Source organism: Candidatus Neptunochlamydia sp. REUL1, assembly GCF_963457595.1.
In the GTDB taxonomy this organism is placed as follows: Bacteria; Chlamydiota; Chlamydiia; order Chlamydiales; family Simkaniaceae; genus Neptunichlamydia.
On record NZ_OY735137.1, the window covers coordinates 46885 to 68133 of the forward strand.

Sequence of the window (21249 nt, forward strand, 5' to 3'; positions counted from 1 at the left end):
TCACAATAAACTTGTGTATAATAGTACTTATTTCCATATAAAAATTGTTTATTTATTACATATAAATAACATTCTCAAAAGATCCATGTTCTATCCAACCAAGAAAGGGGCCTTACATTTGTAAGGCCCTTTTTTATTTTCTATTGTAGAAACCTATCATTCACAAGCTTCACAGTTTCTTACTGAAGAAGGGTTGGAATGAGAACAGTAAGGGCATATCCATTGTGATGAAATATTTTTAATAGTAAGAAAATTATAAGGTAACCCAAATGAGAAAATAGAGAGAACTACTGGAAATAAACAGACAATTAAAAACTTCATAATGAACTCCAATTGTTATTCGATAGTCCTGTTAACATATTTTTATAGTTCGTGTCAAATCTTGGCGACATGTTCTAGGTGGTGTAGTCATTTTTAAGAAGTTTTTTGATGCCAAAAAATAGGGAAGTTTTTATCCTTCCACAAAACCTAATTTCTGAGGGACTATGAAGCGTCTTAGACCATTTCTTTTTACTCTGCTTTTCATGCTTACAGCGGGGGTCTTAAGAGCTGAAATATCCGAATCGACAAAAGAATATGGAGTTGTAGGTCTAAGTGCTGCGATCATCGACCACTATTTCTTTATTACGGACGAGCAGCTCCATTCAATGACTAGCGAAAAAGGAGGATGGGCTCCAATAGATCACCCGACCCTTTCTTCGATCCTTGAGAAGAATAAGGGTCCGGCTAAAATGCTTCCAGGCGGTAGCGGTGCAAATGTGATCAAGGGGATGTGCCAATTAGGACAAAAGTGTGCTGTGATAGGAAAGGTAGGATCTGACGATAAGGGAGAATACTACGCACAGAAGATGAAAGACCTTGGAATTGTTCCTCTGCTTGAAAAAGGAGCTTTGCCAACTGGACAAGCTGTTTGTTTAATCACTCCTGATGCTGAAAAAACTTTTCGGACCTATCTTGGCGCTTCTCATAGCTTATCAGACCTTTCATTCGATCCTAAGATTTTTGAAAAGGTGCGGCTTTTTCATATAGAGGGATATCAGCTTGTTGATCCTGATCTTGTCATCAGGATCCTAAAGCTTGCAAAAAAGGCAGGGGTTATCATTTCAATGGACTTAGCAAATGTGGAAATTGTCAGACGAAATAAAGAGTTTATCCATCGCATTCTCGACAAGTATGTTAATATCTTGTTTTGCAATGAGAGAGAAGCAAAGGAGCTTACAGGTCTCTTAGCTTCTGAAGCGTGTGACAAACTATCTACCTTTTGTGATGTCGCTGTGGTTACCATGAGTGAAAGGGGTTCTTGGGCTCGCTTGGGAGATGAAAAAATCTACATGGAAGCGCTTTCTGTGAATGCGATTGATACAACTGGAGCGGGAGACCTTTATACAAGCGGATTTCTCCATGGTTACCTTCACGGAGAAACTCTTCGTAAATGCGCTTGGATGGGATCTTATATTTCAGCTCAGGTTGTTAAACGAATCGGAGCAGAGATTCCTCAAGCAATTTGGGAAGAAATCAGAAACACGATTCTAGAAGAAGGAAAAGCTCTCGATTGATGAAAGAATCAATTCCTCATCTAGTGGACGATCAAGCCAACCTTTAAGTTGGCGCAGTGCCTGCTGAGAAAACATCTCATAACCATAGACGATTTCCCCCCCTTTGTTTTGACCAATATTAAGAAATTTTGTTTTTTTTGGGCTCATAATCACATCAAAGACAATTTTTTTCTCTCTGATTTCTTTATCAGAAATAGGAAGGTTTTGAATATTGGGAGACATTCCAATCGGGGTTGTGTTAATAATAATGTCGTAGTCAGGGACTTTATCAAGAGAAATGGCCACTCCACCGATCTTGCTAGCAAGAATCTCCCCTTTCTTTTGCGTCCGATTGGCAATCATCACCTTTGCTCCCCGGTCTGTGGCAGCATGGGCGATGCCTTTTGCCGCTCCTCCAGCGCCAATGATTAGAATAGTTTTTCCGTGAACCGTACCTTTTCTTTCAAGTGCGTCCAATGCTCCTTTCCCATCCGTGTTGGTTCCATACCAGTTCCCCTTTCTTTTTGTGAGAGTATTAATGGCCCCCATAGCTTTTGCTTTTGCATCTATCACATCGAGGTGCGGTGCAACATGTTCCTTAAGAGGCATGGTCACACTAAATCCAAAGAAGGGCAATGAAGAGATTTCCTTAAAAAATTGAAGGACTTCCGGTGGGGTTATTCGAAACTTCACATAAACAGCGTTTTCTTTTTCCTTCTTGAAAATATGGTTGTGGCACAGATGGCCAACACTTTTGCTTACAGGATCTCCAATCAGGGCGTAGATTCTTGTTTTTCTATTGAGTTGATGAAAGCGGTAGAGTTCGCAAAGCTCTGCAGCCGAAACCTGCCCAGGGGCTACAGCTTTCTCAATAGATGCATAAACCAATGGAGAGTCAACAACAGGACCTAAAATTCGGGTAATCCTCCCCTCTTCTCCCATGCACATTCCTGCAATTCCATACTTTTTGGAAAAGTTAAGCATTCTGAGAGCATCAATGGAGGAATTAGCCATTGTAGCAATTTTCTTTATTGCCGCTGGAAACCGGTCCATTTGGGCAAGGACTTTCCCTAAATTATCTGGCGTTTTTTCAAAGTCATGATACGAGGAGATAATCGAGATATCTGGATTGATTTTGTTAGTAAAGGCGCAGTCGTATTCCAAATCAACATAGTCTGGTTTTAACGTAAGGAGCTCGAGAAGCTTCTCTTCCCTCTCACTTTCGCTGCCAGAAAAGGCTCCGCCCTGGTCCTTGTGTCGAAGGGTGAAAATCAAGGGAAGTTTCGAGGCGCTTTTGAGCTTAGAAATGTGGCCCAGGTCATTTTTCTCAAGAAGGTCTAAACGGAGCTCAATAAGTTCTCCATATCTTTGACCTTCTTGAACGGTTTTTTTCGCCTCATCAAAGCTTCCCTGAACTGAAATAACTAGCATGTCCTAATTCTCTTTCATAGTTTCAATAAAACAATTCGTCATTTTTTGCCCTTTCTTAAGGGATGTGAAATCCATGAGCAAATGTCTCTCTTCAATGTGAGGGAGAAGCTCCTCTATCACCTTTTCTGTGACTTCGATAGGAGCGCTGAAAACAATAACATCACAGGATTTCGCATTTTCTATTGGATCTAAGGAAGTTATGACCTCATCAACATAACGTTCAAAAATAGGTGCAAAAAGCCTTCCCATCTTCCCCTTACCACCTATAATGCCTAATTTCACTTATCACTTCCTTGACTATTTCGATTTTTTATGTTACAACAATATATATAAATAGGAAGGTTTTTGTGAAAAAACGCGAGAAGCACCAGATTCGGTCCTCTCTAGCGGCAAAAAAGTCTCTTTTTGCTAGCTCTCCTTCCTATTTTTTTTATTTCTATTTTGGCGCTTAAGCGCGCCTTCTAAACTATACCCCATCCCAGATCCATACTTTACCAATTAGATAGCCTCCTCTCAGCGAAGATTATTCGACGACACTATCTAGTATCACAAGCCACAGCTTGCAATATGCCTTTATCTTAAAAAAGAGATGAACAAGATTTTAAACAGTAACCATCATTGGATTACACAAATATAAGGAAAGAAACTTGATGAATTCCATGCGATTGCAACCGACATTGAAAAGGTTGCGAAAGTAATGAGAAAAAAAGTATAGCAGGAGAGAAGTGATGGAACTCGAAAAAATGCCTATCTATGACCTAGTCCGAGAGGAGAGACAACGGAAAGCGATTAGTATCAAGGCACAGGCTAACAATTTTAATCCGGAAGCAGTTATTTCCTTTTTTGATAATTTTGTCGCCTATTGCAGACAAGAAATGGAGAATTATTGGGAATCATTACACTAGGCCCTGAAGGAACATTTTCACATCAAGCGGCAGTGAAGCTATATCCAAAGAAGAAACTAGCGTTTGCGTCATCCATTGATGAGATTTTTATGAGACTTGCGGACCTCCAATTCTCGGAAGGGATTATTCCCATGGAAAATACGGTATCCGAGTTTGTTGAAGAGACGATTTTCAATCTAATGAAATACGATTTCTCTCTTGTCAGAAAAATTGTTTTGCCCGTTTCCTTTAACCTCGTTGGTGTAGAAGAAGAGATTGAGTACCTTTATGCGCAGCCCCATGCCCTTGTGCAATGTCGAGTATCAGTGAGAGAAAAGTGCCCTCAAGTGAAGATCATTGAAACACTAAGTAATGCCCTTTCAGCCATTCAGTATCAGGCCAACCCTAAAAATAGCGCTGCCCTTGTTTCTACGTTTTCTCAACAGTACTACGATCTCCCTATTCTTGCTGAAAATATGGAAGACAATGAAGAGAATTTTACGACCTTTTTTGCTGTTGGCAAAGCCCCGTGTTCAAAAGGAAAAGGGAAGCATGGAACCTCCTTTCTTCTCTTCAGTGAGGAGACGGCAACGACTACCAAACAGATTGCGACTCAGTGTCACGATATGAAGATCCCTTTCATCAAATTAAAAAATCTCGTTTTACAAGAAGGGCATACTCCTCTATATTTTATTGAAGTAGAAGGACACCTCCAAGAAAAAGAGGTTCTACGGTTTTTTGAAAGCTTAAGCCGGCAATTTTTGATCAAACACTTGGGATCCTATCCTCTATGACTATCCTCTTTTCCTACGACCTTCTAGAAGATGAGCATTTACTCAAAATTCTAGAAAAACATTCTGGGCGTTTTGCTCTTTTAGCCGACGAAAAAGTGGCATCTCTTTATGCAAAACCTTTTCTCGCCTTTATGAGTCAACATGAGTTTTCTTGTGATTTGATTACTTTTTCTGGGGGTGAAAAGAGCAAAAACAGACGAACAAAAGAACAGATTGAAAATGCTCTTTTTGCAAAAAAATTTGCTCGAGACACCTTTCTCATCGTGATGGGGGGAGGTGTTGTGACTGATATTGGAGGATTTGTTGCAGCCACCTATTGCCGAGGAATCCCTTATCTTTCGATTCCCACCACCTTGCTTGGAATGGTTGACGCAAGTATTGGAGGAAAAACGGGAGTCAATGTGAAACAAGGAAAAAACCTCATCGGAGCAATCTACCCCCCAGAAGCGATTTTTATCGATCTCTCGATGCTTAGCACTCTTCCTGAAAGCGAAATGCTTAGTGGAAGCGCTGAAGTCGTTAAATATGGCTTAATTGCAGATAAATCAATCATTGCAACTTTGAGAGAGAACCTGGACCAATGGAAACAACGTGACTTAACCCTTTTGAAGAAAGTCATCAAAGAATGCGCAACGATCAAAGCAAAAGTCGTTCAGCACGATCTAAAAGAATCTGGAGAAAGGCGGATCCTTAATTTTGGGCATACCATAGGTCATGCTATTGAAACTCTTGAAGAGTATTCCCTCTCTCATGGGGAAGCGATTGCAATAGGGATGATCGTAGAATCCTTGATTACCCATAAAATGGGGCACCTAGAAGAGGCTGATTTTGATAACATTTATGAGCTTTTTAAGATTATGGGCTTTTCCTTAACACTCTCCAGTCGTGTCACCACCTCCGGAATGATTGAAGCCATGAAGCACGATAAAAAAGGAGAGCTAGGACTTCCCCGATTGGTTATACTCCGGGGAATAGGCCACGTCGAGTCCTACAAAGGGTCCTACTGCACTACGATTGATCTAGAACTTCTTGATGAAGCCCTCGGCTGGATGGTTGCGGAGTTTAGAAAGTGAATTACAATATCAAGCCAAGTAGACTTAGTGGGACCATCGAAATCCCCCCCTCGAAATCTCATACCCATCGCGCCCTCCTTTTTGCTCTATTGGCAAATGGAACGTCAAAAATCCATAAGTATCTAGACTCCCCTGATAGCGCAGCAATGCTAAAAGCCATAAAGGCTCTCGGTGCGACGACTGTAAAATCAGCAGATACTATTGAGATTACAGGCGTCGGACCTCATCTTAAGCCCTCAGACGATGTGATCAATGCAGGTAACTCAGGAATCGTCCTCCGCTTTATTGGCGCACTATCAGCCCTTATTCCAGCTTATACAGTAATTACCGGAGACCACTCAATCCGCACCCGTCGCCTTGTCAAACCTCTCCTTGAGGCTCTCGAGCAACTTGGCGTCTTCGCTAAAAGTATGAGAGGCGATGGATACGCTCCCGTAATTATTGCAGGGCCGCTCAGTGGAGGATCGTGCACCTTAGATGGGCAGGATTCTCAACCCATCTCGGCACTCCTCGTTGCGGCGTCCTTTGCCTCTAAAAAAACAGAAATTCATATCACAAACCCTGGTGAAAAACCTTGGATCGATCTTACCCTTTCGTGGCTTGATTTCCTAGAACTTCCTTATGAAAATCATGAGTATACCCTCTATGTCATCCCAGGCGGCGCATCCTACTCTGGATTTGACTATACCGTTCCCGGAGACTTTAGCTCTCTCGCCTTTCCAGTAGCCGCAGCTCTTGTAACAGGGAGCGAAGTGACCATTGAAAATGTTGATAGAAGGGATGTGCAAGGAGATAAAAAACTCCTTGATGCTCTGACACAAATGGGGGCAAATATCACTTCAGAAGGACGCACCCTCCATGTCAAAAAAGGGACCACGCTCAGAGGATGCATCCTTGATATCAACGATTACATCGATGCCATCACCATTCTAGCCGTGATTGGATGCTTTGCGGAAGGTGAAACAGTCCTTACCAACGCCGCGATTGCGCGAAAAAAAGAATGCGATCGCATTCATGCCATTGCTACCGAGCTGAAAAAGATGGGAGCTGATATAGAAGAAAAAGAGGATGGTCTTATCATTCGCCCTTCAAAACTGAAAGGGGCAACTGTTGACACCTACCACGACCACCGGATGGTTATGTCTCTTACCGTTGCGGCTCTTGGCGCTGAAGGAGACTCGGTCGTTCAGGATACTCAGTGCGTTGCAAAGACCTACCCTAACTTTAGAGAGCATATGATTCAACTTGGAGCAGAACTTACATGAATATTGTCCTATTTGGCATCAAAGGATGCGGAAAAACCACCTTTGGAAGAATGCTCGCAAAAGAAAGAGGGTGCGCTTTTATTGATACAGATCACCTTATTGAAGAAACCTATCAGATTAATAGGCAGAAAAAACTCACCTGCCGCCAAATTTATGAAGAAGTTGGACCCGTTACCTTTCGTGCCCTTGAATATGAAGTTGTTCAATCTCTCCAAGATGTGCGGAATTCTGTGATTGCTGTTGGCGGTAGCGCAATGCTTCTTTATGAAAACATTGAGGCTCTTCAGAAAAACAGCCATCTCATTTACCTCTATTTCGAAAGAGAAAAGCTTAAAAAACGAGTCCTTTCAGAAGATCCTCTCCCCGCCTTTATCAATCCTAATGATCCGGAAGCCTCTTTCGATAAAATGTACGATGAACGGGAAGACTTTTACCAAAAAATTGGCGCTGAAAAAGTAGACGTTACCGAAATGAAAGACAGCGCTGTCGTGAAGAAAATTTTTAAGGTAACAAAAGATGGCAAGTAATAGCTTTGGGCAGCTCTTCCGTGTCACCACCTGGGGAGAATCCCATGGGAAAGGAATCGGCGCCATTATCGACGGATGTCCCGCAGGAATTCCCATCACGGACGATGAAATCAATGAAGAGCTTGAAAGGCGTGTAGGTGGCAAAACGCCCTATACCACTCCCCGCTTAGAAAAAGATAAGGCTGAAATCTTTTCTGGAGTGTTCGAAGGAAAAACAACAGGCGCTCCGATCTCCATTATCATCTTTAATAAAGACGCCGATCCCTCTAAATATGAACCGATCAAAGACCTGATGCGTCCAGGCCATGCCAACTTCACCTACCTAGAAAAATATGGGATCTTTGACTATCGCGGAGGAGGCCGCTCCTCTGCTCGAGAAACAGCATGCCGCGTTGCCGCAGGAACAATTGCCAAAAAACTTCTCGCTCTTTCGGATATCCATATCACCGCTTACATCCACTCCATCGGTGGTATCTCCATAAACTCCGTCAACTTTGGAGCGATTCCCTCGAGCCCCATCTTCTGCCCTGACCTAGAAGCCGGCAGTCAAATGATGGAAACAATCCTAAAAGCAAAAGAAGAACATGACTCCCTCGGCGGCGTTATCGAATGCACAACCACTGGACTTCCCATAGGTCTAGGCGATCCTGTCTATGAAAAGCTCGAAGCTAACCTAGCAAAAGGAATGCTTAGCATTCCCGCTACTAAAGGGTTTGAAATTGGAGAAGGATTTAACGCCGCGAATCTTAAAGGATCCGAGCATAACGATGGTTTTACAACCGATGCCTCAGGAAGCATTGTCCCTACCACCAATCACGCTGGGGGCACACTTGGCGGGATCTCAACGGGACTCCCCCTTACATTCCGCGTCGCCTTCAAACCCACCTCCAGTATTGAAAAGTCTCAGAAGACTGTTGACACCTCTGGCAAAGCCCAAACGTTCCAACTCCCCGCTGGATCTCGTCACGACCCTTGCGTGACAATCCGCGCTGTTCCCATCGTTGAAGCAATGGCTGCCTGCGTCTACGCCGACAGCCTCCTCCTTTCCCTATCATCCAAATGCTAAGGGCTTAAAAAAAATTGCCCCATTATTTTCGTATTCACTGCTTGTTCCGTCTTTCGGATAAGAGAAAAAGAGCTGTAGATTTGAACGTGTGTGATGAGCATAAGCTTCAAGAAAAGGAAAGACTTGTGAGTTCATCTTTCTTAAAATAGTGTGGCTATGTACGTACTGAATATCCAAAGACCTTAGTCCCTTCGCAAATAGAGAGTGAATGCTATTAACAAACCATTCATGCCGATTCTCAACGTCGAATTGAAATGCACCAGCACAATCCCTTATCTTTAACGTATGAAGATTTAATTCGCTCATTTTAGCTAGATGATCCACCCTAAAATCTTTGTTTTTAGAAAAATCAACATGGGTCAAGCTGGAAAAGTTTTCACGAAGACCTCGAAGGATATTGTGCAAATGTTGACCACCAATAGGGAGTCCCCTTAAACAGGAGAAATTTCCAATGAAGGCTACTGCAGGTGATAAAAGGGGATACCCCTCAATTTTTTTTCCAGGACCTACTTTACAAAATAGTTTGACAATAGGAGAAGGATCCGCGCAGTCACCATTAATAAATGCTCTTATTTCTTTCTCAAGCTTTGAATTAACAGTGTCTAAGTGTTGCTGAGCATTGTTAATATTCTCTGAGACAACAATATGTGATTGAAGAAATTCTTCGTCGAAACCACCCATAATCCTAACGCCCCTTAAATCAATTGCCCTAAGATTTGGAAATTTGTTTGCGATTGCAACAATATCAGCAGCAGCAACCCCTTCGATTCCTCGAAGGGATAAGACACGGATTGATGAAACTACGGTTTTAAACTCACCTAGTTCTAAACCTGCAACTCCATTGACCATAGTGCAGCTATCTAGCACTAAGGCATCAACTTGCTGCGCTTTGGAAAAAATTTTGGGAAGGACTTCCGTGCAAGAGACCTCCTTGACGTGTACTCCAAAGCTTCCTCTAGGATAAAGAAACCCTTCCAAATGCTCGCCAATTTGAGGCTTCTCAAAAGCAATTTCTTGTCTTTTATAGATCGGTTGTTTATTTAAACTTTCCTTTTCCGCCACGTAGTTGATAGGCGTCCAAAGATAGGACTCAATTTCTCCACCTGAATGGTAGGCCTTTTGTTCATTTTGATAATGAATAAGAGAAACTGGGGAGCCGCGGAGAGCTTGAGAGGCTTCAGTTGCGCAAAAAGGCGCAAACTCTTGAACAGCATCTAAAATTTCCATTGGAGTTCTCAGCGGAGGGGGAGGAAGCTCCTTTTTTCTTTGATAGATATCGGGTCTAAATAGCGGAAGCAACGTTATGTCTGCGGCAAGGGTTGCAAAAAAGGCTATGACGAGTCTACAAATTGTTGCAATCGATTCCCCAAGGTTATCGTGTCCCTTCTTAAAGGTGCACCTTGTTATAAGCTCGCAACCAAATGTTGTCGTTTCTTGCATTAGGGCTGAAGCAACAACTGCAGGCATGAGATAAGCCTCCACTCCTGAAACGACTCTTTTATAAGCGTATGTTGCTCCATCAGCACTCTTGAGGGTATGAGTATTTTCCGATATCCAATCAACGAAATGCGACGCACAGTTGTCACCCTTTTGTAAAAAGTGTAGTTGCCAGTTCTTAATACTTTCTATGGGTCCCGATGCTGTATCCATGAATATTCCTCTGTTTCTGTTATTCAGGAAAAGAATGGTACAAAAAATATGAATAAAACAAAAGAAATTAATTTCTCTTGCCAAAGTTGATTAATAGAGAGTAAGATATTTACCCTAACTTTAATTGAAATAGTAACAAGGTGTAAAATGGAAGCAACTTCCCAAACGAATAATCATGGATGTTTTTGGTACTTATCTTGCTGCTGCCTATGTGATAGTGGCGAAGATACAACACAACAACAGGTTGCAACTGCAGCAGATCCATTGTTAAATCATGATTACACACAGAGTCGGGCAACAATTGCTCCAAGGCAAGTCACATTCGACTCGAGCAGATCCTCACCTCCAATCGAACAAATGCCAGTAGTTGATCAGAAAGCAGAAGAAAAAACTCCTCTCAGGTCTCCAGGAAGTGATAGAAGCTTTGGATCAAACCCTAATTCTCCAGCTGATGGTCAGACTGCAACTGTAGACTGCTCTCGGTGGAGAGTCGTAAAAGGCACGTCTTCACCTGCGAAAAAAAGGGTGATGGAACCAGTGCCTATTAATTACCGGACTTTTTAGGCCAGCGGAGTGTCCAAAGGGTGCAGCCGGCATAGACTCCTGGAAGCCAGAAGATCCATCCAACAATTGTTGTGGTGAGAATCGTGCTAAGCATTCCGGCAATGAAACCAGCTGTGAGAATAGGAAGGGTTCTTGATTTGAGAGCCTGTATCCGACGGGATACAGGCTCTCCTTGTATTGTTAGGGAGAGATCGCAGGCGTCAATGATCGCAATATGACCCATTCCTACCTGAGCAAGAAACATCGCAAGGGGGCCAAAAAAGAAGAGAGAAACAAGTGTTGCGGCTGGCCAAAGAAGGCGCCACCCTAATGTGCGAAACATCACTTGGATACTTGATGTGACTGCCTGAAGGGCTCCTTCTCCTTTGATGGGTGTGCGTTCATCATGCAAGATCTTCCCAATCATATTTTCAAAAGCGAAGTTCAAAATCACAGGAAAGACCGAGACCCACAGGGCCACAAGTGTAAGCGATGCATAGCCAAGGGATTTGAAAACTCCCCAAGTGTAGCTGAACCACCCGACAGAGCCTTCGGGCCAGCTGATATAGGCTGTGAGAAAAAAAGCAGCGAGAAGGACAAAGAAAGAAATTAAGGCAGCAAGCAGAGGAGCTAGCCAGAGGTAGGGACGGGAAATAAAGTATCCGAATCCTACGATTGTGCAGTTCGATGCCGTAACGTCTTTTGCCATAGATGAGTTTATCCCATGTTATTCAAGCTTGAAGTGGGCTTTTAGGGTTTCACCCACCTCTTGAATGGCTAGGTGAGCATCATCGAGGAGGCCGGCCATTTGAAAAAAGCCATGGACCATCCCTTTATATCTTTTTAGTTTTACAGGAACGCCCTTTTCTTTGAGTTTTTGGGCATAAGACTCCCCTTCATCGCGCATGGGATCGTATTCAGCAGTAAGGATTAGGGCTGGCGGCAGGGATGAGAAATTGGAAGAATAGAGGGGCGATATTCGGGGATCGGTGAGATCATGATCATTATCAAGGTACTGCTTGCGGTACCATTCAATCGAGTCTTTTTCAAGAAGGTATCCTGATCCATATTCCAGATGGGAAAGGCTGCTGCATGTTAAGTCTGTTTGAGGGTAAATAAGAACTTGGAAGGAAATGTCTGGGTAGGGTTCGTCGCGTACTTCTTGCGTTAGGACAGCAGCGAGGTTTCCTCCGGCATCTTCTCCACCAATTGCGATTCTTCCATCTGAGGAAATTTCTTTAGGGTGGGAACTAATCCAATGGAGAACAACTTTTGCGGCGTTTAATGCTTTAGGAAAGGGGTTTTCAGGAGAGAGAGGGTAATTCATTGAGGCAATAAGACAGCCGCTAGCATCTGCAAGGGCTCGGCAGGTAGGATCATGTGCGTCAATATCTCCTTTGACAAACCCACCGGGATGGAAATAAAGAAGAACAGGGAGAGGGGTGCTTTCTTTGGGATAGTATAGACGAACAAGTAGGTTTCCTTCCTCATGATGTATGATGTGATTCATGACTTTTGCAAGCGGTTTAGGCTCACCAGCAAGAGGACGAATCTTCATGGGTCCCTTTCGGATTTCAGCTAGAGGTGTGCGCGAAAGAGGAGGGTTGTTCGCCGCTTTTGTCACTGTAATGATCTCTTTAAGAGTTGGATGTAATGTCATGAACTTCATTATGGAGTTATCTCAATATTATAGACCACTTTTTTTTCTAATGGTTTCTTCATATGAATCGATCTCGATATGCAAACGCGAGTCTTTTTCCTTTCTTGAAAATTTATTTATGTATTAAACTCCCGAGCGAAATTAATCACTTGATGGAGTTATGATGAGAAAAATCTTAAGTACTATTGCTTTGTTATTCCTGGTGGGAACACAGCTTGCTGCATGGCAATCTCAACCTCCAGGTGCAAAGTCACCTGCCCCTATTTTCTTATTGAATGCAGGGGAGCATCTTCTTTGCGGAAAAAGTCGAGATGGAAAAATAGAATTACAGGATGGAACACAATTTAAGGCTCTGTCTGCTGAGGCTATGAAGGTTTATGAAGAGTGGGATTACCACGATCATTTATCGATCACTAGAAACACTATGCCCATGGGTGGATCTGAGTACTATATAGCAAACTTGGATAAGAGCGGCGAATTTGTTCATGCAAACTTCCTCTCAGAGCCCTATATGCATGGTCCCTATACTCAGTTTATCAACTACATTGATCCTTTTGATGGAGAGGTTTCAGTTTTTAATAATAATGGAAATGAGTTTTGGTGGCAGATTGATAAAAATGACCTTCTCCTTCTAAAGGGGTGGAAGAAGAATGATAGAATTCTCATAGGAAAAAATGATCTATGGATCGAAAAGATGCGCTCTGATTGCGAGTTTGTCATGATGAATGTGGATAAAACCTACCTTCCCCATCTCCGAGTATCACCAATTTCTAATAATCATTGACCTGAAGGGCCCCTCACTTTATCTTAACGATATGGGGCTCGTTTATGAATCAAGATGATTTTTCGCTTTCAGCTCAAAGCTTTAAATATTGGGAGATATTTCTCTCCTGGCTTTTCAAATATGATTCTCGCTGCTATGCGCTCAAAGAAAAAACGCTCGTTTATGAAAACTCCTCAGAGAGTTTTAGCCGATTTGGACAGACCTATCGCGAAAAAATGGCTTCAAAAGGGATTATCTGTCGCGTAACTCCCCAGTTTAAAGATATTGATAAAGCTTCAGAAGTGCTAAAGATGATCTATGAAACGGTAGAAAACCCTCAAATGTGTGAATGGGCTGCATGCGAGGTCTTAGCTAAAGTCATGGCATATCGCAATCTCAAGATGGGGCATACAATTCCTCTACCTGTAATGGGAAAACATGGGTGTATGGAAATGGCAACCTTTGTTGTCGATCGGGTATTTGATCTGTGGAACAAGATTAAGGCCTTCGGCTTTATCCGCACCGACTACGATAAAGGGGCTCCAATTCTCTTGTTTCGAGGGACGGATTTTTCATTCACAACAGAGGGAGGAAGAGCTTCTATTATCAGTGATCTCGATCCGAAAGGCCCAGGATATAGCATATTCGAAAAAGGGCAAAAACCCCTTCACGATTGGCTCAAGAAAGAAGGGCGTCCAGGACGTGTTATTGGACATAGTTTAGGAGGGGTCGTTGCTTCCTATACCCTGATTCACGAGGCTGAACTTATTAGTCAAAATCCCTATGAATGCTCCTATGCTTTTAATTTCCCTGGAGTTTCTGAAAAGCTTGCTCAAGATTGGGTGACCCTTAAAACAAGACCCAGTTTTCAAGGGTTTGTATGTCGTGGAGACTTAGTTTCAAAACTGGGGAATCTTTTTGGAGATGTCTATGAAGTTTCACTAGAAAACCCTCTCTCTCCAATCAGAGCACATGAGATGCTTCTCTTTGCAGAACCTAGAGGATATCTCCATGAAGTGGATCTAGCTAAAGAAAATTCCTCATCATCACGCCACTATTATTCGAAGCTGCAAAAACAAACTTCTTCCGTGATATATAAATTTGGGTTAAAATTCCTATTTCCCAACTAATGGAGTGTGTGCGATGATTGATATGGATCCAGCTTTGATAGATCCCCCTTATTTTGACGAAATGCAGATTGACGGAGATGTTAAGTCTATTGGTTCTCTAGTTCATATCTATGATGATGTGTTTGCTATTGCCTACAAGGAGCATGAAATAGAAAAACAGGGCAGAAAGGTGAATATGGAAAAACCGAAACTTCTTCTTTACACGCGATCGACGTGTCCTTACTGCAAAAAAGTCAACGCTTACCTAGCCTCGGTAAATAAAACGGTTCCTTCTGTGGACATTGGGAAAAACCCGGATGCTGCCAAGACACTGGTTAAGATCGGTGGAAAGAAGCAGGTCCCCTGTCTAGTGATCAACGGGGAAACCCTCTATGAGTCCAATGAAATCATTAATTGGTTCAAAAACAACCCGAGCAAGTTCTAAACAACCAAACTAGCTGATATAAAAGAGAATAGGGAATAGGTGGAGCAGCAAAATACCTATTCCCGATCCTCAGTCGGTTCAAATAGCCATTGGAGGAGAACAGAATCCATCCAGTGGAATCCCCCTTTTTGACCTGGAATGCCTAAAAAACCTAAATGCCCTCCATTTTCAGTGATAAGAATGTTCACATTCTTCGGAACCTCTTTAAAATTAACGACACTGCTATCGACAATTGGATCATCAAGAGAAAAAAGGATATGGCAATTAACAGCAATATTGTGAATGAGTCTTCCTGAGCTACAAGCATGGTAATAATCCCGTGCATTATCATGCCCTGACTGAGGAGCGATATACAAATCATTAAACTCTAGCAGTGTCATTTCGGTTGATATTCTAATAGGTGGTAAATGCTCAAAAGTATCATGGAGATAAGCAACTTCCTCTCTTAGGATAGCCATAAAATAGCGCTCATAAAAGGTGTTTTGTGAGAGAAGCTCTATGCTAGATTGCATATCTACTGGTGGATTAACTGAGATCACTTTGTCAATAAGGATCTTAGCTTCACTGCCACGCTCTCCAACCGTCTTAAGTACGACATTTCCTCCAAGTGAGAATCCCATTAAGTTGATAGGAGAATGAGGTGTATCTCTTTTGATCTCCTTTAATGTGTCCCAGATGTCATCACTTGCTCCAGAATGATAGAGCTTACTTCCATGCCCACGTCCGCCTCCACACCCTCGAAGATTGACTCTAATGGCCCGAATTTTTTCTCTGTAGAGTTTCTTTGCTATTCTCAGCATATATGTAGATTCAGTGGATCCGCAAAGGCCGTGAACCATAACAACCGTAGGATCAGTCTCTTTCCACTTTTTAGGTGTAGAAATTTCCATGACGATCTTTTCCCCATCGGGAAGATAGACAAAACGTTTTAGGGAAGGCAAACTCCCAGAAGCAAATAGAAAAGATGCTGCAATTGTTTGAGCATGGCAGCCTGTACAAAGCGGAAATGGCTTGAATACAGACTGTTTTGACATGCGTTTTCCCCCCAGAAATACATTAAGCATAGTGGTAGCGTATGGAGATTTATATCTCCTTGGAAATCAGCTACTATCTTTTGGTAATCAGACCATAAATGACATATTGGTCGGTCCCCTATATGTATTTTACAAATGACCAAATTTATTAATAAAGGGTTTTTGCAACTATTTTTCGGATTCTTAGCATAAGAATGTTACGGAAGCGGGATCGAGTAAAAAAACACAAGACATTCAGTCCCAGGGTTTCTGAAGCCTATGCTAGCATTTGACATGTGATAGAACATTGCTCCAAAGCGAGATTCGTTCTTGAAGCGATAGGAAAGCTCTGCTGAGGAACGAAACTCTAGAGGAAACCCGAGCTCCATTCCTCCCCCCTTCATATAGATACCAGGGGCAAAGCTTGGGGTAAATACAAGTTGAGGAAACAAGAAAACATCAAAAGCAATTCCTGCATAAAAATATGCAGATCCCCTTGTTGTTGCCATAACTCCTACTAAGGGGCGAAAAAAAAGCATAGAATTGCGATAAAAAGCGTAGTCGGATCGATACTCTAATTGAAAGTTAACGCTCTTTTGGTTTCGAACGATATTAAACACACCAGTACCTATGTTAAGGAGCTTGGAGTCTTCAATTGGAGGTTTGTCAGCGGCAATTAGAATAAGAGGAAGAAGTAGGAGGAGGAGTTTTTTCACGACAATGCCTCAACAATTGCTTTTCCAAAGATAGGAAGATCCTTAGGTGTCCTGGAACTTATGAGATGTCCGTCAATTACCAAAGGACTATCCTGAATCCTTCTGAATTTATCAGGGGCAAACCCGCCAGGGATCAGGACCCCATCAAACTCTGAGGGATTAATATCACGGAATGCCGCAGTGCTTTTGCAAGGGTAGCCATGCTTTCCATGGTAAACGGTTTCTTCCTCTTCTCCTGCAATCACGACTTTAATTCCTCCTTCTTTGATTCTGATAACAGGGTACATAAGCTCTAAATCCTCAAAAATTTCATGAACGAGAGCAACAATTTTTTTCATCTTAGTCCCCTCTTATTTCTCCGTTTGGAAGTGATTTTCATAATTCCTTCTTCCAGAATCATTTCAGGGTCTATTGATAGATTTGCTGCTGGGGGGAGGGGCACTCGATAAGAAAAGGAACTACAGGCTTTCCTGTAGTATTTTCTTTTTTGATTTTCTTCTTTTTTTTCAGCTTCAATTAAAAGATATCCGGGAGCATGAGTGACTTCAACATTTTCTATTAAAAGCCCTGGGAGAGCCGCCTCTATAGTAATAGAGTCCCCTTCCTCAAACACACTTAGCCCAAAAGCGTGAGGGGTCAGGGTAAACTCATCATCATCCATAAAAAATGAGCTAATAGGAAACTTTTTGGTTACCATAAGTATTCTCCATTTAAACCGATCCTGAAACCTGAATCATAATATACGCCAAGTTCTTTTGTAAAACCTTATTTTGATCTTATTTTTCTCTCAAAAATTTCGCTTGAAAAGAGATATTTTGGTATCATCCGACCTATGACAGCACTGCTTGATAGAATTTCATTAGAATTCCCAGACAGCTCAAGGTCCACTCTTCGGAAATGGCTAAAGGGCGGACGTATCCTTGTCGATGGCAAGAAGGTAAAGGAACCTCATGCCATTATTGAGGAAGGGGCACAGATCTCTTTAAAAGAAAAACAAAAATTCTTGGAGTTAGATGTCGAAGTCCTCTATGAAGATCGAGATCTTGTTGTTGTAAATAAGCCAGAAGGAGTGCTCAGCGTTGCCACAGCATTCCAAACCGAAGATACTGTTCATGGTGTTCTTAAAAGAGCGTATCCACGTGCTTTTCCAGTCCACCGCCTCGATAGAGAAACTTCAGGCGTGATGGTAATGGCCCTAACGGAAGAAGCTCGAGAAGGGCTAAAGGAACAATTCCATTCTCATTCTATCGAAAGGAAATATGTTGCAATCGTTCGAGGAAAGCTCGAAGGGTCTGGAACATGGCAATGTCGCCTTCTTGAGGATCAAAATTACTTTGTTCGTCCTCACCCCAAAGGTGCGATTGCCATCACTCACTACAGGGTTCTCAATACTCGAGGAAAAACATCTGCTGTAGAATATACTTTGGAAACAGGTAAGAAGAATCAAATTAGAGCACAGTCCCTAGCGGCTGGCTATCCAATTCTTGGTGACCAAAAGTATGGCGATACGGCGAGTGGGCGCCTCCACCTCCATGCGACGCACTTGGCATTCACTCACCCTGTTACAGGGAAGAAAATGTCCTTTCAAGCGCCTCCAATGTTTGAAGTTTAAAAATCCATCAGTAATAATGAGTTTATGAAGCGTTTATACCGAGACAGGTGGGATAAGAAGATTGCAGGAGTCTGCGGAGGCTTGGGGCAGCTTTTAAGCCTCGATCCAACAATTGTTCGACTATTGTTGATCATCATTTGTATCTTTACGGGGGTGCTCCCTCTCCTTGTCCTGTATATTATTGCCTGGATGCTTATCCCTCTTGGACCTCCCATATATATTCAATTTGAATGTAAACGCCTCTATCGCTCCGTTCGTGACCGAAAAATCGGTGGGATCTGTGGCGGAATCGCAGAAAGTTTAAAAATTGATGCGACAATTGTTCGAATTGTCATGCTTTTTGCAATGCTCCTAACAGGGTTCTTTCCCCTTCTTATTGCTTATATTATTGGAACAGTGATCATTCCTGAAAAGCCTGAAGAACAAACCTAAAATACTCATAGACATCCCAAGAATATGGATTATAATTTTTAATATCGATACATATTCATTGAGTTGGAATTTTTGGGAGGTTAGTGTATTATATTCGCAAAAACAATTTAGGTTAAATGATGAAGAAAATATTTTTTATTATTTTTGTGGCTCTTATCGGTTTCGGAGGGTATTACGTTTATAGCAATTTAAGAGAACATAGCCACAAGTTGAATTTTCATCATGCAGTGAAAAAGGGCCTAGGTTTTGAAAAGTGGACTGCTTTTGCTTCCAAGGAAGAGAGTTTTGCAGCGGCTTTTCCTAAAAAACCTGAAAAAACTGTTCGAGATCTTCCAATTCCTGGAGGCGAGGAATCCCTTTCCTACAAAGAATATATTTGTGATATCGATGGAGATAAGCGCTTCTCAGTCAGCTATACAACACTGCCTGATGGGTGGCTAAAATATGGAAGTAGTCTGGTTCTCGGTGGAGCACTTAAAGTGGTAATGAAAGAACTTGGAAAAGTCCAGCTTGTGGGAAAAGAAAGCACAATTTTCAAAACCTTTCCTGCTTTAGACTATGAGCACTATAGTAAAAAGACTGAGACGGCAGGAACCTTGATACTCGTTGGGAATATTCTCTACAAAGTGGAGATGACCTACCCACTAGAAAACCATGATAAGGTTCAGGATGAGCTTGCAAACTTCATCGAAAATTTCACCCCTACTATTTCGACTCAGAGCGAGAATTCAGAAGCTGATACACTCCAATCCCAACAATAAAGATTGTTGCGGTAATTAGCACGCAGACAGGATAGAGAATCTGCGTGATGTCTTGCTTAGCGACTTCAATTGTTAGGACAAGCCCTTCTAAGGAAAGAGCCGAGGCGATAATAATCCCAAACTTTGTCAGAGTTTTCCGTGTCTGTGTGGGGTGATATTCATTCTTTCCTTTTCGAATCACCTCTTCTAGCATTAGGTATTTACCTACATCGATCACAGCCATTGAGAATACAATCAAACCAACTTCATCAAGCAACTTATAGACAGTATAGGCTCCTGAGCGCATATCTGCTATAATACCCCAAACAGCAGAAATAAGAATGCAAAGAGCGATTAAATAGAGAACGATACAGGCTGCAATATAGCCAAAGTTGGAAAGATTAATAATGGTACTAATCGTTTGTTTTTTCATGTCGAGCCCGTGAATATTTCTTTTTTACTTTTAATAAAAAAAACTCCTTGAAAATGCAAGTATTATTCTTCAGGAAGAGTGTGTTGATCGTGAATTATCTCAAGACGATGAAGATCTTTTTGAGCGTATGGATCGAGTGAGTAGGCTTGAATGTTTCCTTTTCTTCCAGGAATCTCAACCTCTTTTAGATCTTCAAAAATGAAGTGGTCTTTAACCTTCCCATAAACGGTGTTAGATACAATAATGCGTTTATCGATTTTTTTTGTGGCTCGCTCCAGGTGCGAAGCCACATTGACTGTGTCCCCGATGGCCGTATACTCCATCCTCCGCTCGGAACCGATATTCCCCAAGACTGCAAGTCCTGTATGAATCCCTACCCCCATAACAAATCGCTTCTTTCCACCTCTTTCCCATTTATCTGAGAGTCTATCTAAGTGAAGCTGCATATGAACTGCCGCAAGAACAGCATGGAGTTCTTGAAGCTTATCCTCAAGAGGCGCTCCAAATTCAACCATCATTCCATCTCCAATAAATTTGTCCAGGGTTCCCCCATAGTTGAAAATAACTTCAATCATCTCCTGGTAATATTCGTTAAGAAGTTTCAAGACATCTTCTGGAGGAAGCTCTTCAGCCATTTTTGTGAAATCTCTGAGATCGGTAAAGAGAATCGTGACTTTCTTTCTCTCTCCCTCAATAGTAATAGGCTTGTCAAGCTTCAGAAGCTCCTCTAAAGCATATTGCGAAACATAACGAGTAAATCCAATCTTCAGCCGTTCTCTTTCTTCAAGACCTTTTGCCATTTGGTTGATTGCAATAGAGAGCTCATTAAATTCATCACGAGTAAGCAGTGGTGATCGAGAGGAATAATCCCCTTTTCCAATGTTTTTGACTGTGTCGCAAAGAACAGAGAGGGATGAAGAGACAAGCTTGGAGAGAAAATAGGCGAATATAACCGCCACAAAAACAGAAACCACAAAAGCAATTAGTCCGTATAGGAGCAATCTTTCTAGTTCAACAAAGATCTCCTTTGTGCGAACGTCGATCCCCAAAATGCATAGTTCATGCCCATTAGAGTTGTAAATGGGTGTATAACCTGAAAGCCAGCTTCCCCATTCATTTGAATAGATATGGGCTGTGACATAGGGTTCTGAAAGGCCCTGAGGAACTTCTCCTCTAGATGGATAGAGAGTTTCATACTTACTTTTTTTCTTAACGTCTTCTGATTCAATGTCCATCAGAAAGTAATACTGATCAGAGTCTGGGTACTTTTTAATAAGATAGACAAACTCAACAAAAATATCGGAGCGACGATTAATATCTCGAATCTCAAGAAGGTCATTGTTGAGAGCTCGATAGGAGGAGCTATTCGAAGCTCCTTTACTTTGGATGAATTCTTCCACCATCTTAGGATCGACAAGTTGTTCTGAATTAACAGTGAGAGATAAAATTTTCGCACGAATTTCTTCGAAAATTAGGCGGGAGGCTTCTCCATAGATGATGAAGAGGGCAAGCAGAGTACTCATAAGCCCTAAAAAAATAAATGAATAGAATAATTTAG

24 protein-coding genes are annotated in these 21249 nt (G+C 42.0%); 13 read left to right on the forward strand and 11 right to left on the reverse strand.

Features of this window, described 5'->3' with window-relative positions; translation table 11 throughout:
- The first annotated feature begins 485 nt into the window (after positions 1-485).
- Positions 486-1556, forward strand: coding sequence for an adenosine kinase (locus tag R2I63_RS00585; protein WP_316357704.1), 1071 nt, complete (start codon positions 486-488; stop codon positions 1554-1556).
- Here R2I63_RS00585 and aroE read toward each other — a convergent pair.
- Both aroE and R2I63_RS00595 read right to left on the reverse strand, forming a co-directional pair.
- Positions 1530-2966 carry a shikimate dehydrogenase gene (gene aroE, locus R2I63_RS00590; RefSeq protein WP_316357706.1) on the reverse strand — a complete coding sequence of 479 codons (1437 nt, stop codon included), beginning with the start codon at positions 2964-2966 and terminating at the stop codon, positions 1530-1532. The genes R2I63_RS00585 and aroE overlap by 27 nt on opposite strands.
- A 3-nt stretch (positions 2967-2969) precedes the next feature.
- Positions 2970-3248, reverse strand: coding sequence for a prephenate dehydrogenase/arogenate dehydrogenase family protein (locus tag R2I63_RS00595; RefSeq protein ID WP_316357709.1), 279 nt, complete (start codon positions 3246-3248; stop codon positions 2970-2972).
- 604 nt (positions 3249-3852) lie between these two features.
- On the opposite strand from R2I63_RS00595, the gene R2I63_RS00600 reads away from it, so the two are divergent.
- Genes R2I63_RS00600 through aroC form a run of 5 tightly spaced genes read left to right on the forward strand, consistent with a single transcriptional unit; the run spans position 3853 to position 8575 of the window.
- Complete coding sequence (locus R2I63_RS00600; protein ID WP_316357711.1) at positions 3853-4644, forward strand: prephenate dehydratase; 792 nt, start codon at positions 3853-3855, stop codon at positions 4642-4644.
- On the forward strand, positions 4641-5717 hold the full coding sequence (gene aroB / locus R2I63_RS00605) for a 3-dehydroquinate synthase (protein ID WP_316357712.1): 1077 nt from the start codon (positions 4641-4643) through the stop codon (positions 5715-5717). Before R2I63_RS00600 ends, aroB begins: the two co-directional genes overlap by 4 nt.
- Positions 5714-6982: a 3-phosphoshikimate 1-carboxyvinyltransferase gene (gene aroA / locus R2I63_RS00610; protein WP_316357715.1), complete on the forward strand. Its 1269-nt coding sequence runs from the start codon at positions 5714-5716 to the stop codon at positions 6980-6982. Before aroB ends, aroA begins: the two co-directional genes overlap by 4 nt.
- The gene (locus tag R2I63_RS00615) at positions 6979-7509 is read left to right on the forward strand and encodes a shikimate kinase (protein WP_316357717.1); all 531 of its coding nucleotides are present in this window, start codon (positions 6979-6981) and stop codon (positions 7507-7509) included. The genes aroA and R2I63_RS00615 overlap by 4 nt, the downstream gene beginning before the upstream one ends.
- Positions 7499-8575, forward strand: a complete 1077-nt coding sequence (gene aroC, locus R2I63_RS00620; protein WP_316357719.1) for a chorismate synthase — start codon at positions 7499-7501, stop codon at positions 8573-8575. The genes R2I63_RS00615 and aroC overlap by 11 nt, the downstream gene beginning before the upstream one ends.
- Here aroC and R2I63_RS00625 read toward each other — a convergent pair.
- Positions 8561-10225: a hypothetical protein gene (locus R2I63_RS00625; RefSeq protein WP_316357721.1), complete on the reverse strand. Its 1665-nt coding sequence runs from the start codon at positions 10223-10225 to the stop codon at positions 8561-8563. The genes aroC and R2I63_RS00625 overlap by 15 nt on opposite strands.
- 147 nt (positions 10226-10372) lie before the next feature.
- On the opposite strand from R2I63_RS00625, the gene R2I63_RS00630 reads away from it, so the two are divergent.
- The gene (locus R2I63_RS00630) at positions 10373-10789 is read left to right on the forward strand and encodes a hypothetical protein (protein WP_316357725.1); all 417 of its coding nucleotides are present in this window, start codon (positions 10373-10375) and stop codon (positions 10787-10789) included.
- On the opposite strand, the gene R2I63_RS00635 is transcribed toward R2I63_RS00630, so the two are convergent.
- A complete protein-coding gene (locus R2I63_RS00635) occupies positions 10770-11477 on the reverse strand; it encodes a hypothetical protein (protein WP_316357728.1) in 708 nt (235 codons plus the stop codon). The genes R2I63_RS00630 and R2I63_RS00635 overlap by 20 nt on opposite strands.
- Positions 11478-11495: 18 nt before the next feature.
- Positions 11496-12428: an alpha/beta hydrolase gene (locus tag R2I63_RS00640; RefSeq protein WP_316357730.1), complete on the reverse strand. Its 933-nt coding sequence runs from the start codon at positions 12426-12428 to the stop codon at positions 11496-11498.
- A 160-nt stretch (positions 12429-12588) separates the two neighbouring features.
- On the opposite strand from R2I63_RS00640, the gene R2I63_RS00645 reads away from it, so the two are divergent.
- The 3 genes from R2I63_RS00645 to R2I63_RS00655 are packed head-to-tail and all read left to right on the forward strand — an operon-like array spanning position 12589 to position 14745.
- Positions 12589-13212: a hypothetical protein gene (locus R2I63_RS00645; protein WP_316357732.1), complete on the forward strand. Its 624-nt coding sequence runs from the start codon at positions 12589-12591 to the stop codon at positions 13210-13212.
- A gap of 44 nt (positions 13213-13256) precedes the next feature.
- Positions 13257-14321, forward strand: a complete 1065-nt coding sequence (locus tag R2I63_RS00650) for a hypothetical protein (RefSeq protein WP_316357734.1) — start codon at positions 13257-13259, stop codon at positions 14319-14321.
- Between the two features lie 13 nt (positions 14322-14334).
- A complete protein-coding gene (locus R2I63_RS00655; protein WP_316357738.1) occupies positions 14335-14745 on the forward strand; it encodes a glutaredoxin family protein in 411 nt (136 codons plus the stop codon).
- A 56-nt stretch (positions 14746-14801) separates the two neighbouring features.
- Here R2I63_RS00655 and R2I63_RS00660 read toward each other — a convergent pair whose 3' ends face one another.
- The 4 genes from R2I63_RS00660 to R2I63_RS00675 all read right to left on the reverse strand — a co-directional run bounded on the left by R2I63_RS00660 (position 14802) and on the right by R2I63_RS00675 (position 17171).
- Positions 14802-15779 carry a YheT family hydrolase gene (locus R2I63_RS00660; protein WP_316357743.1) on the reverse strand — a complete coding sequence of 326 codons (978 nt, stop codon included), beginning with the start codon at positions 15777-15779 and terminating at the stop codon, positions 14802-14804.
- Positions 15780-15976: 197 nt separating this feature from the next.
- Positions 15977-16474 carry an acyloxyacyl hydrolase gene (locus R2I63_RS00665; RefSeq protein WP_316357745.1) on the reverse strand — a complete coding sequence of 166 codons (498 nt, stop codon included), beginning with the start codon at positions 16472-16474 and terminating at the stop codon, positions 15977-15979.
- Positions 16471-16812: a DJ-1/PfpI family protein gene (locus R2I63_RS00670; RefSeq protein ID WP_316357748.1), complete on the reverse strand. Its 342-nt coding sequence runs from the start codon at positions 16810-16812 to the stop codon at positions 16471-16473. The genes R2I63_RS00665 and R2I63_RS00670 overlap by 4 nt, the downstream gene beginning before the upstream one ends.
- Entirely contained in the window at positions 16809-17171 is a 363-nt protein-coding gene (locus R2I63_RS00675; RefSeq protein ID WP_316357755.1) for an Hsp20/alpha crystallin family protein, read from the reverse strand. Before R2I63_RS00675 ends, R2I63_RS00670 begins: the two co-directional genes overlap by 4 nt.
- A gap of 135 nt (positions 17172-17306) precedes the next feature.
- On the opposite strand from R2I63_RS00675, the gene R2I63_RS00680 reads away from it, so the two are divergent.
- The 3 genes from R2I63_RS00680 (at position 17307) to R2I63_RS00690 (ending at position 19279) form a co-directional block, all read left to right on the forward strand.
- Positions 17307-18086 carry an RluA family pseudouridine synthase gene (locus tag R2I63_RS00680; protein WP_316357756.1) on the forward strand — a complete coding sequence of 260 codons (780 nt, stop codon included), beginning with the start codon at positions 17307-17309 and terminating at the stop codon, positions 18084-18086.
- 24 nt (positions 18087-18110) lie between these two features.
- Positions 18111-18518, forward strand: a complete 408-nt coding sequence (locus R2I63_RS00685; protein ID WP_316357759.1) for a PspC domain-containing protein — start codon at positions 18111-18113, stop codon at positions 18516-18518.
- Positions 18519-18634: 116 nt separating this feature from the next.
- Positions 18635-19279, forward strand: coding sequence for a hypothetical protein (locus tag R2I63_RS00690; RefSeq protein ID WP_316357762.1), 645 nt, complete (start codon positions 18635-18637; stop codon positions 19277-19279).
- Here R2I63_RS00690 and R2I63_RS00695 read toward each other — a convergent pair.
- Together R2I63_RS00695 and R2I63_RS00700 are read right to left on the reverse strand one after the other, a co-directional pair.
- Positions 19224-19691: a hypothetical protein gene (locus tag R2I63_RS00695; protein WP_316357765.1), complete on the reverse strand. Its 468-nt coding sequence runs from the start codon at positions 19689-19691 to the stop codon at positions 19224-19226. The two genes, R2I63_RS00690 and R2I63_RS00695, sit on opposite strands and share 56 nt — an antisense overlap.
- Positions 19692-19753: 62 nt before the next feature.
- Complete coding sequence (locus tag R2I63_RS00700; protein WP_316357767.1) at positions 19754-21214, reverse strand: adenylate/guanylate cyclase domain-containing protein; 1461 nt, start codon at positions 21212-21214, stop codon at positions 19754-19756.
- Positions 21215-21249 lie beyond the last annotated feature (35 nt).

Coding starts and splice junctions, on each gene's coding strand:
- R2I63_RS00660 (WP_316357743.1), bottom strand. CDS start 15,779: ATGTCAAAACAGTCTGTATTCAAGCCATTTCCGCTTTGTACAGGCTGC.
- R2I63_RS00655 (WP_316357738.1), top strand. CDS start 14,335: ATGATTGATATGGATCCAGCTTTGATAGATCCCCCTTATTTTGACGAA.
- R2I63_RS00690 (WP_316357762.1), top strand. CDS start 18,635: ATGATGAAGAAAATATTTTTTATTATTTTTGTGGCTCTTATCGGTTTC.
- R2I63_RS00680 (WP_316357756.1), top strand. CDS start 17,307: ATGACAGCACTGCTTGATAGAATTTCATTAGAATTCCCAGACAGCTCA.
- R2I63_RS00675 (WP_316357755.1), bottom strand. CDS start 17,171: ATGGTAACCAAAAAGTTTCCTATTAGCTCATTTTTTATGGATGATGAT.
- R2I63_RS00640 (WP_316357730.1), bottom strand. CDS start 12,428: ATGACATTACATCCAACTCTTAAAGAGATCATTACAGTGACAAAAGCG.
- R2I63_RS00630 (WP_316357725.1), top strand. CDS start 10,373: ATGGAAGCAACTTCCCAAACGAATAATCATGGATGTTTTTGGTACTTA.
- R2I63_RS00645 (WP_316357732.1), top strand. CDS start 12,589: ATGATGAGAAAAATCTTAAGTACTATTGCTTTGTTATTCCTGGTGGGA.
- R2I63_RS00695 (WP_316357765.1), bottom strand. CDS start 19,691: ATGAAAAAACAAACGATTAGTACCATTATTAATCTTTCCAACTTTGGC.
- R2I63_RS00700 (WP_316357767.1), bottom strand. CDS start 21,214: ATGAGTACTCTGCTTGCCCTCTTCATCATCTATGGAGAAGCCTCCCGC.
- R2I63_RS00585 (WP_316357704.1), top strand. CDS start 486: ATGAAGCGTCTTAGACCATTTCTTTTTACTCTGCTTTTCATGCTTACA.
- aroE (WP_316357706.1), bottom strand. CDS start 2,966: ATGCTAGTTATTTCAGTTCAGGGAAGCTTTGATGAGGCGAAAAAAACC.
- R2I63_RS00685 (WP_316357759.1), top strand. CDS start 18,111: ATGAAGCGTTTATACCGAGACAGGTGGGATAAGAAGATTGCAGGAGTC.
- R2I63_RS00670 (WP_316357748.1), bottom strand. CDS start 16,812: ATGAAAAAAATTGTTGCTCTCGTTCATGAAATTTTTGAGGATTTAGAG.
- R2I63_RS00635 (WP_316357728.1), bottom strand. CDS start 11,477: ATGGCAAAAGACGTTACGGCATCGAACTGCACAATCGTAGGATTCGGA.
- R2I63_RS00650 (WP_316357734.1), top strand. CDS start 13,257: ATGAATCAAGATGATTTTTCGCTTTCAGCTCAAAGCTTTAAATATTGG.
- R2I63_RS00625 (WP_316357721.1), bottom strand. CDS start 10,225: ATGGATACAGCATCGGGACCCATAGAAAGTATTAAGAACTGGCAACTA.
- aroC (WP_316357719.1), top strand. CDS start 7,499: ATGGCAAGTAATAGCTTTGGGCAGCTCTTCCGTGTCACCACCTGGGGA.
- R2I63_RS00615 (WP_316357717.1), top strand. CDS start 6,979: ATGAATATTGTCCTATTTGGCATCAAAGGATGCGGAAAAACCACCTTT.
- aroB (WP_316357712.1), top strand. CDS start 4,641: ATGACTATCCTCTTTTCCTACGACCTTCTAGAAGATGAGCATTTACTC.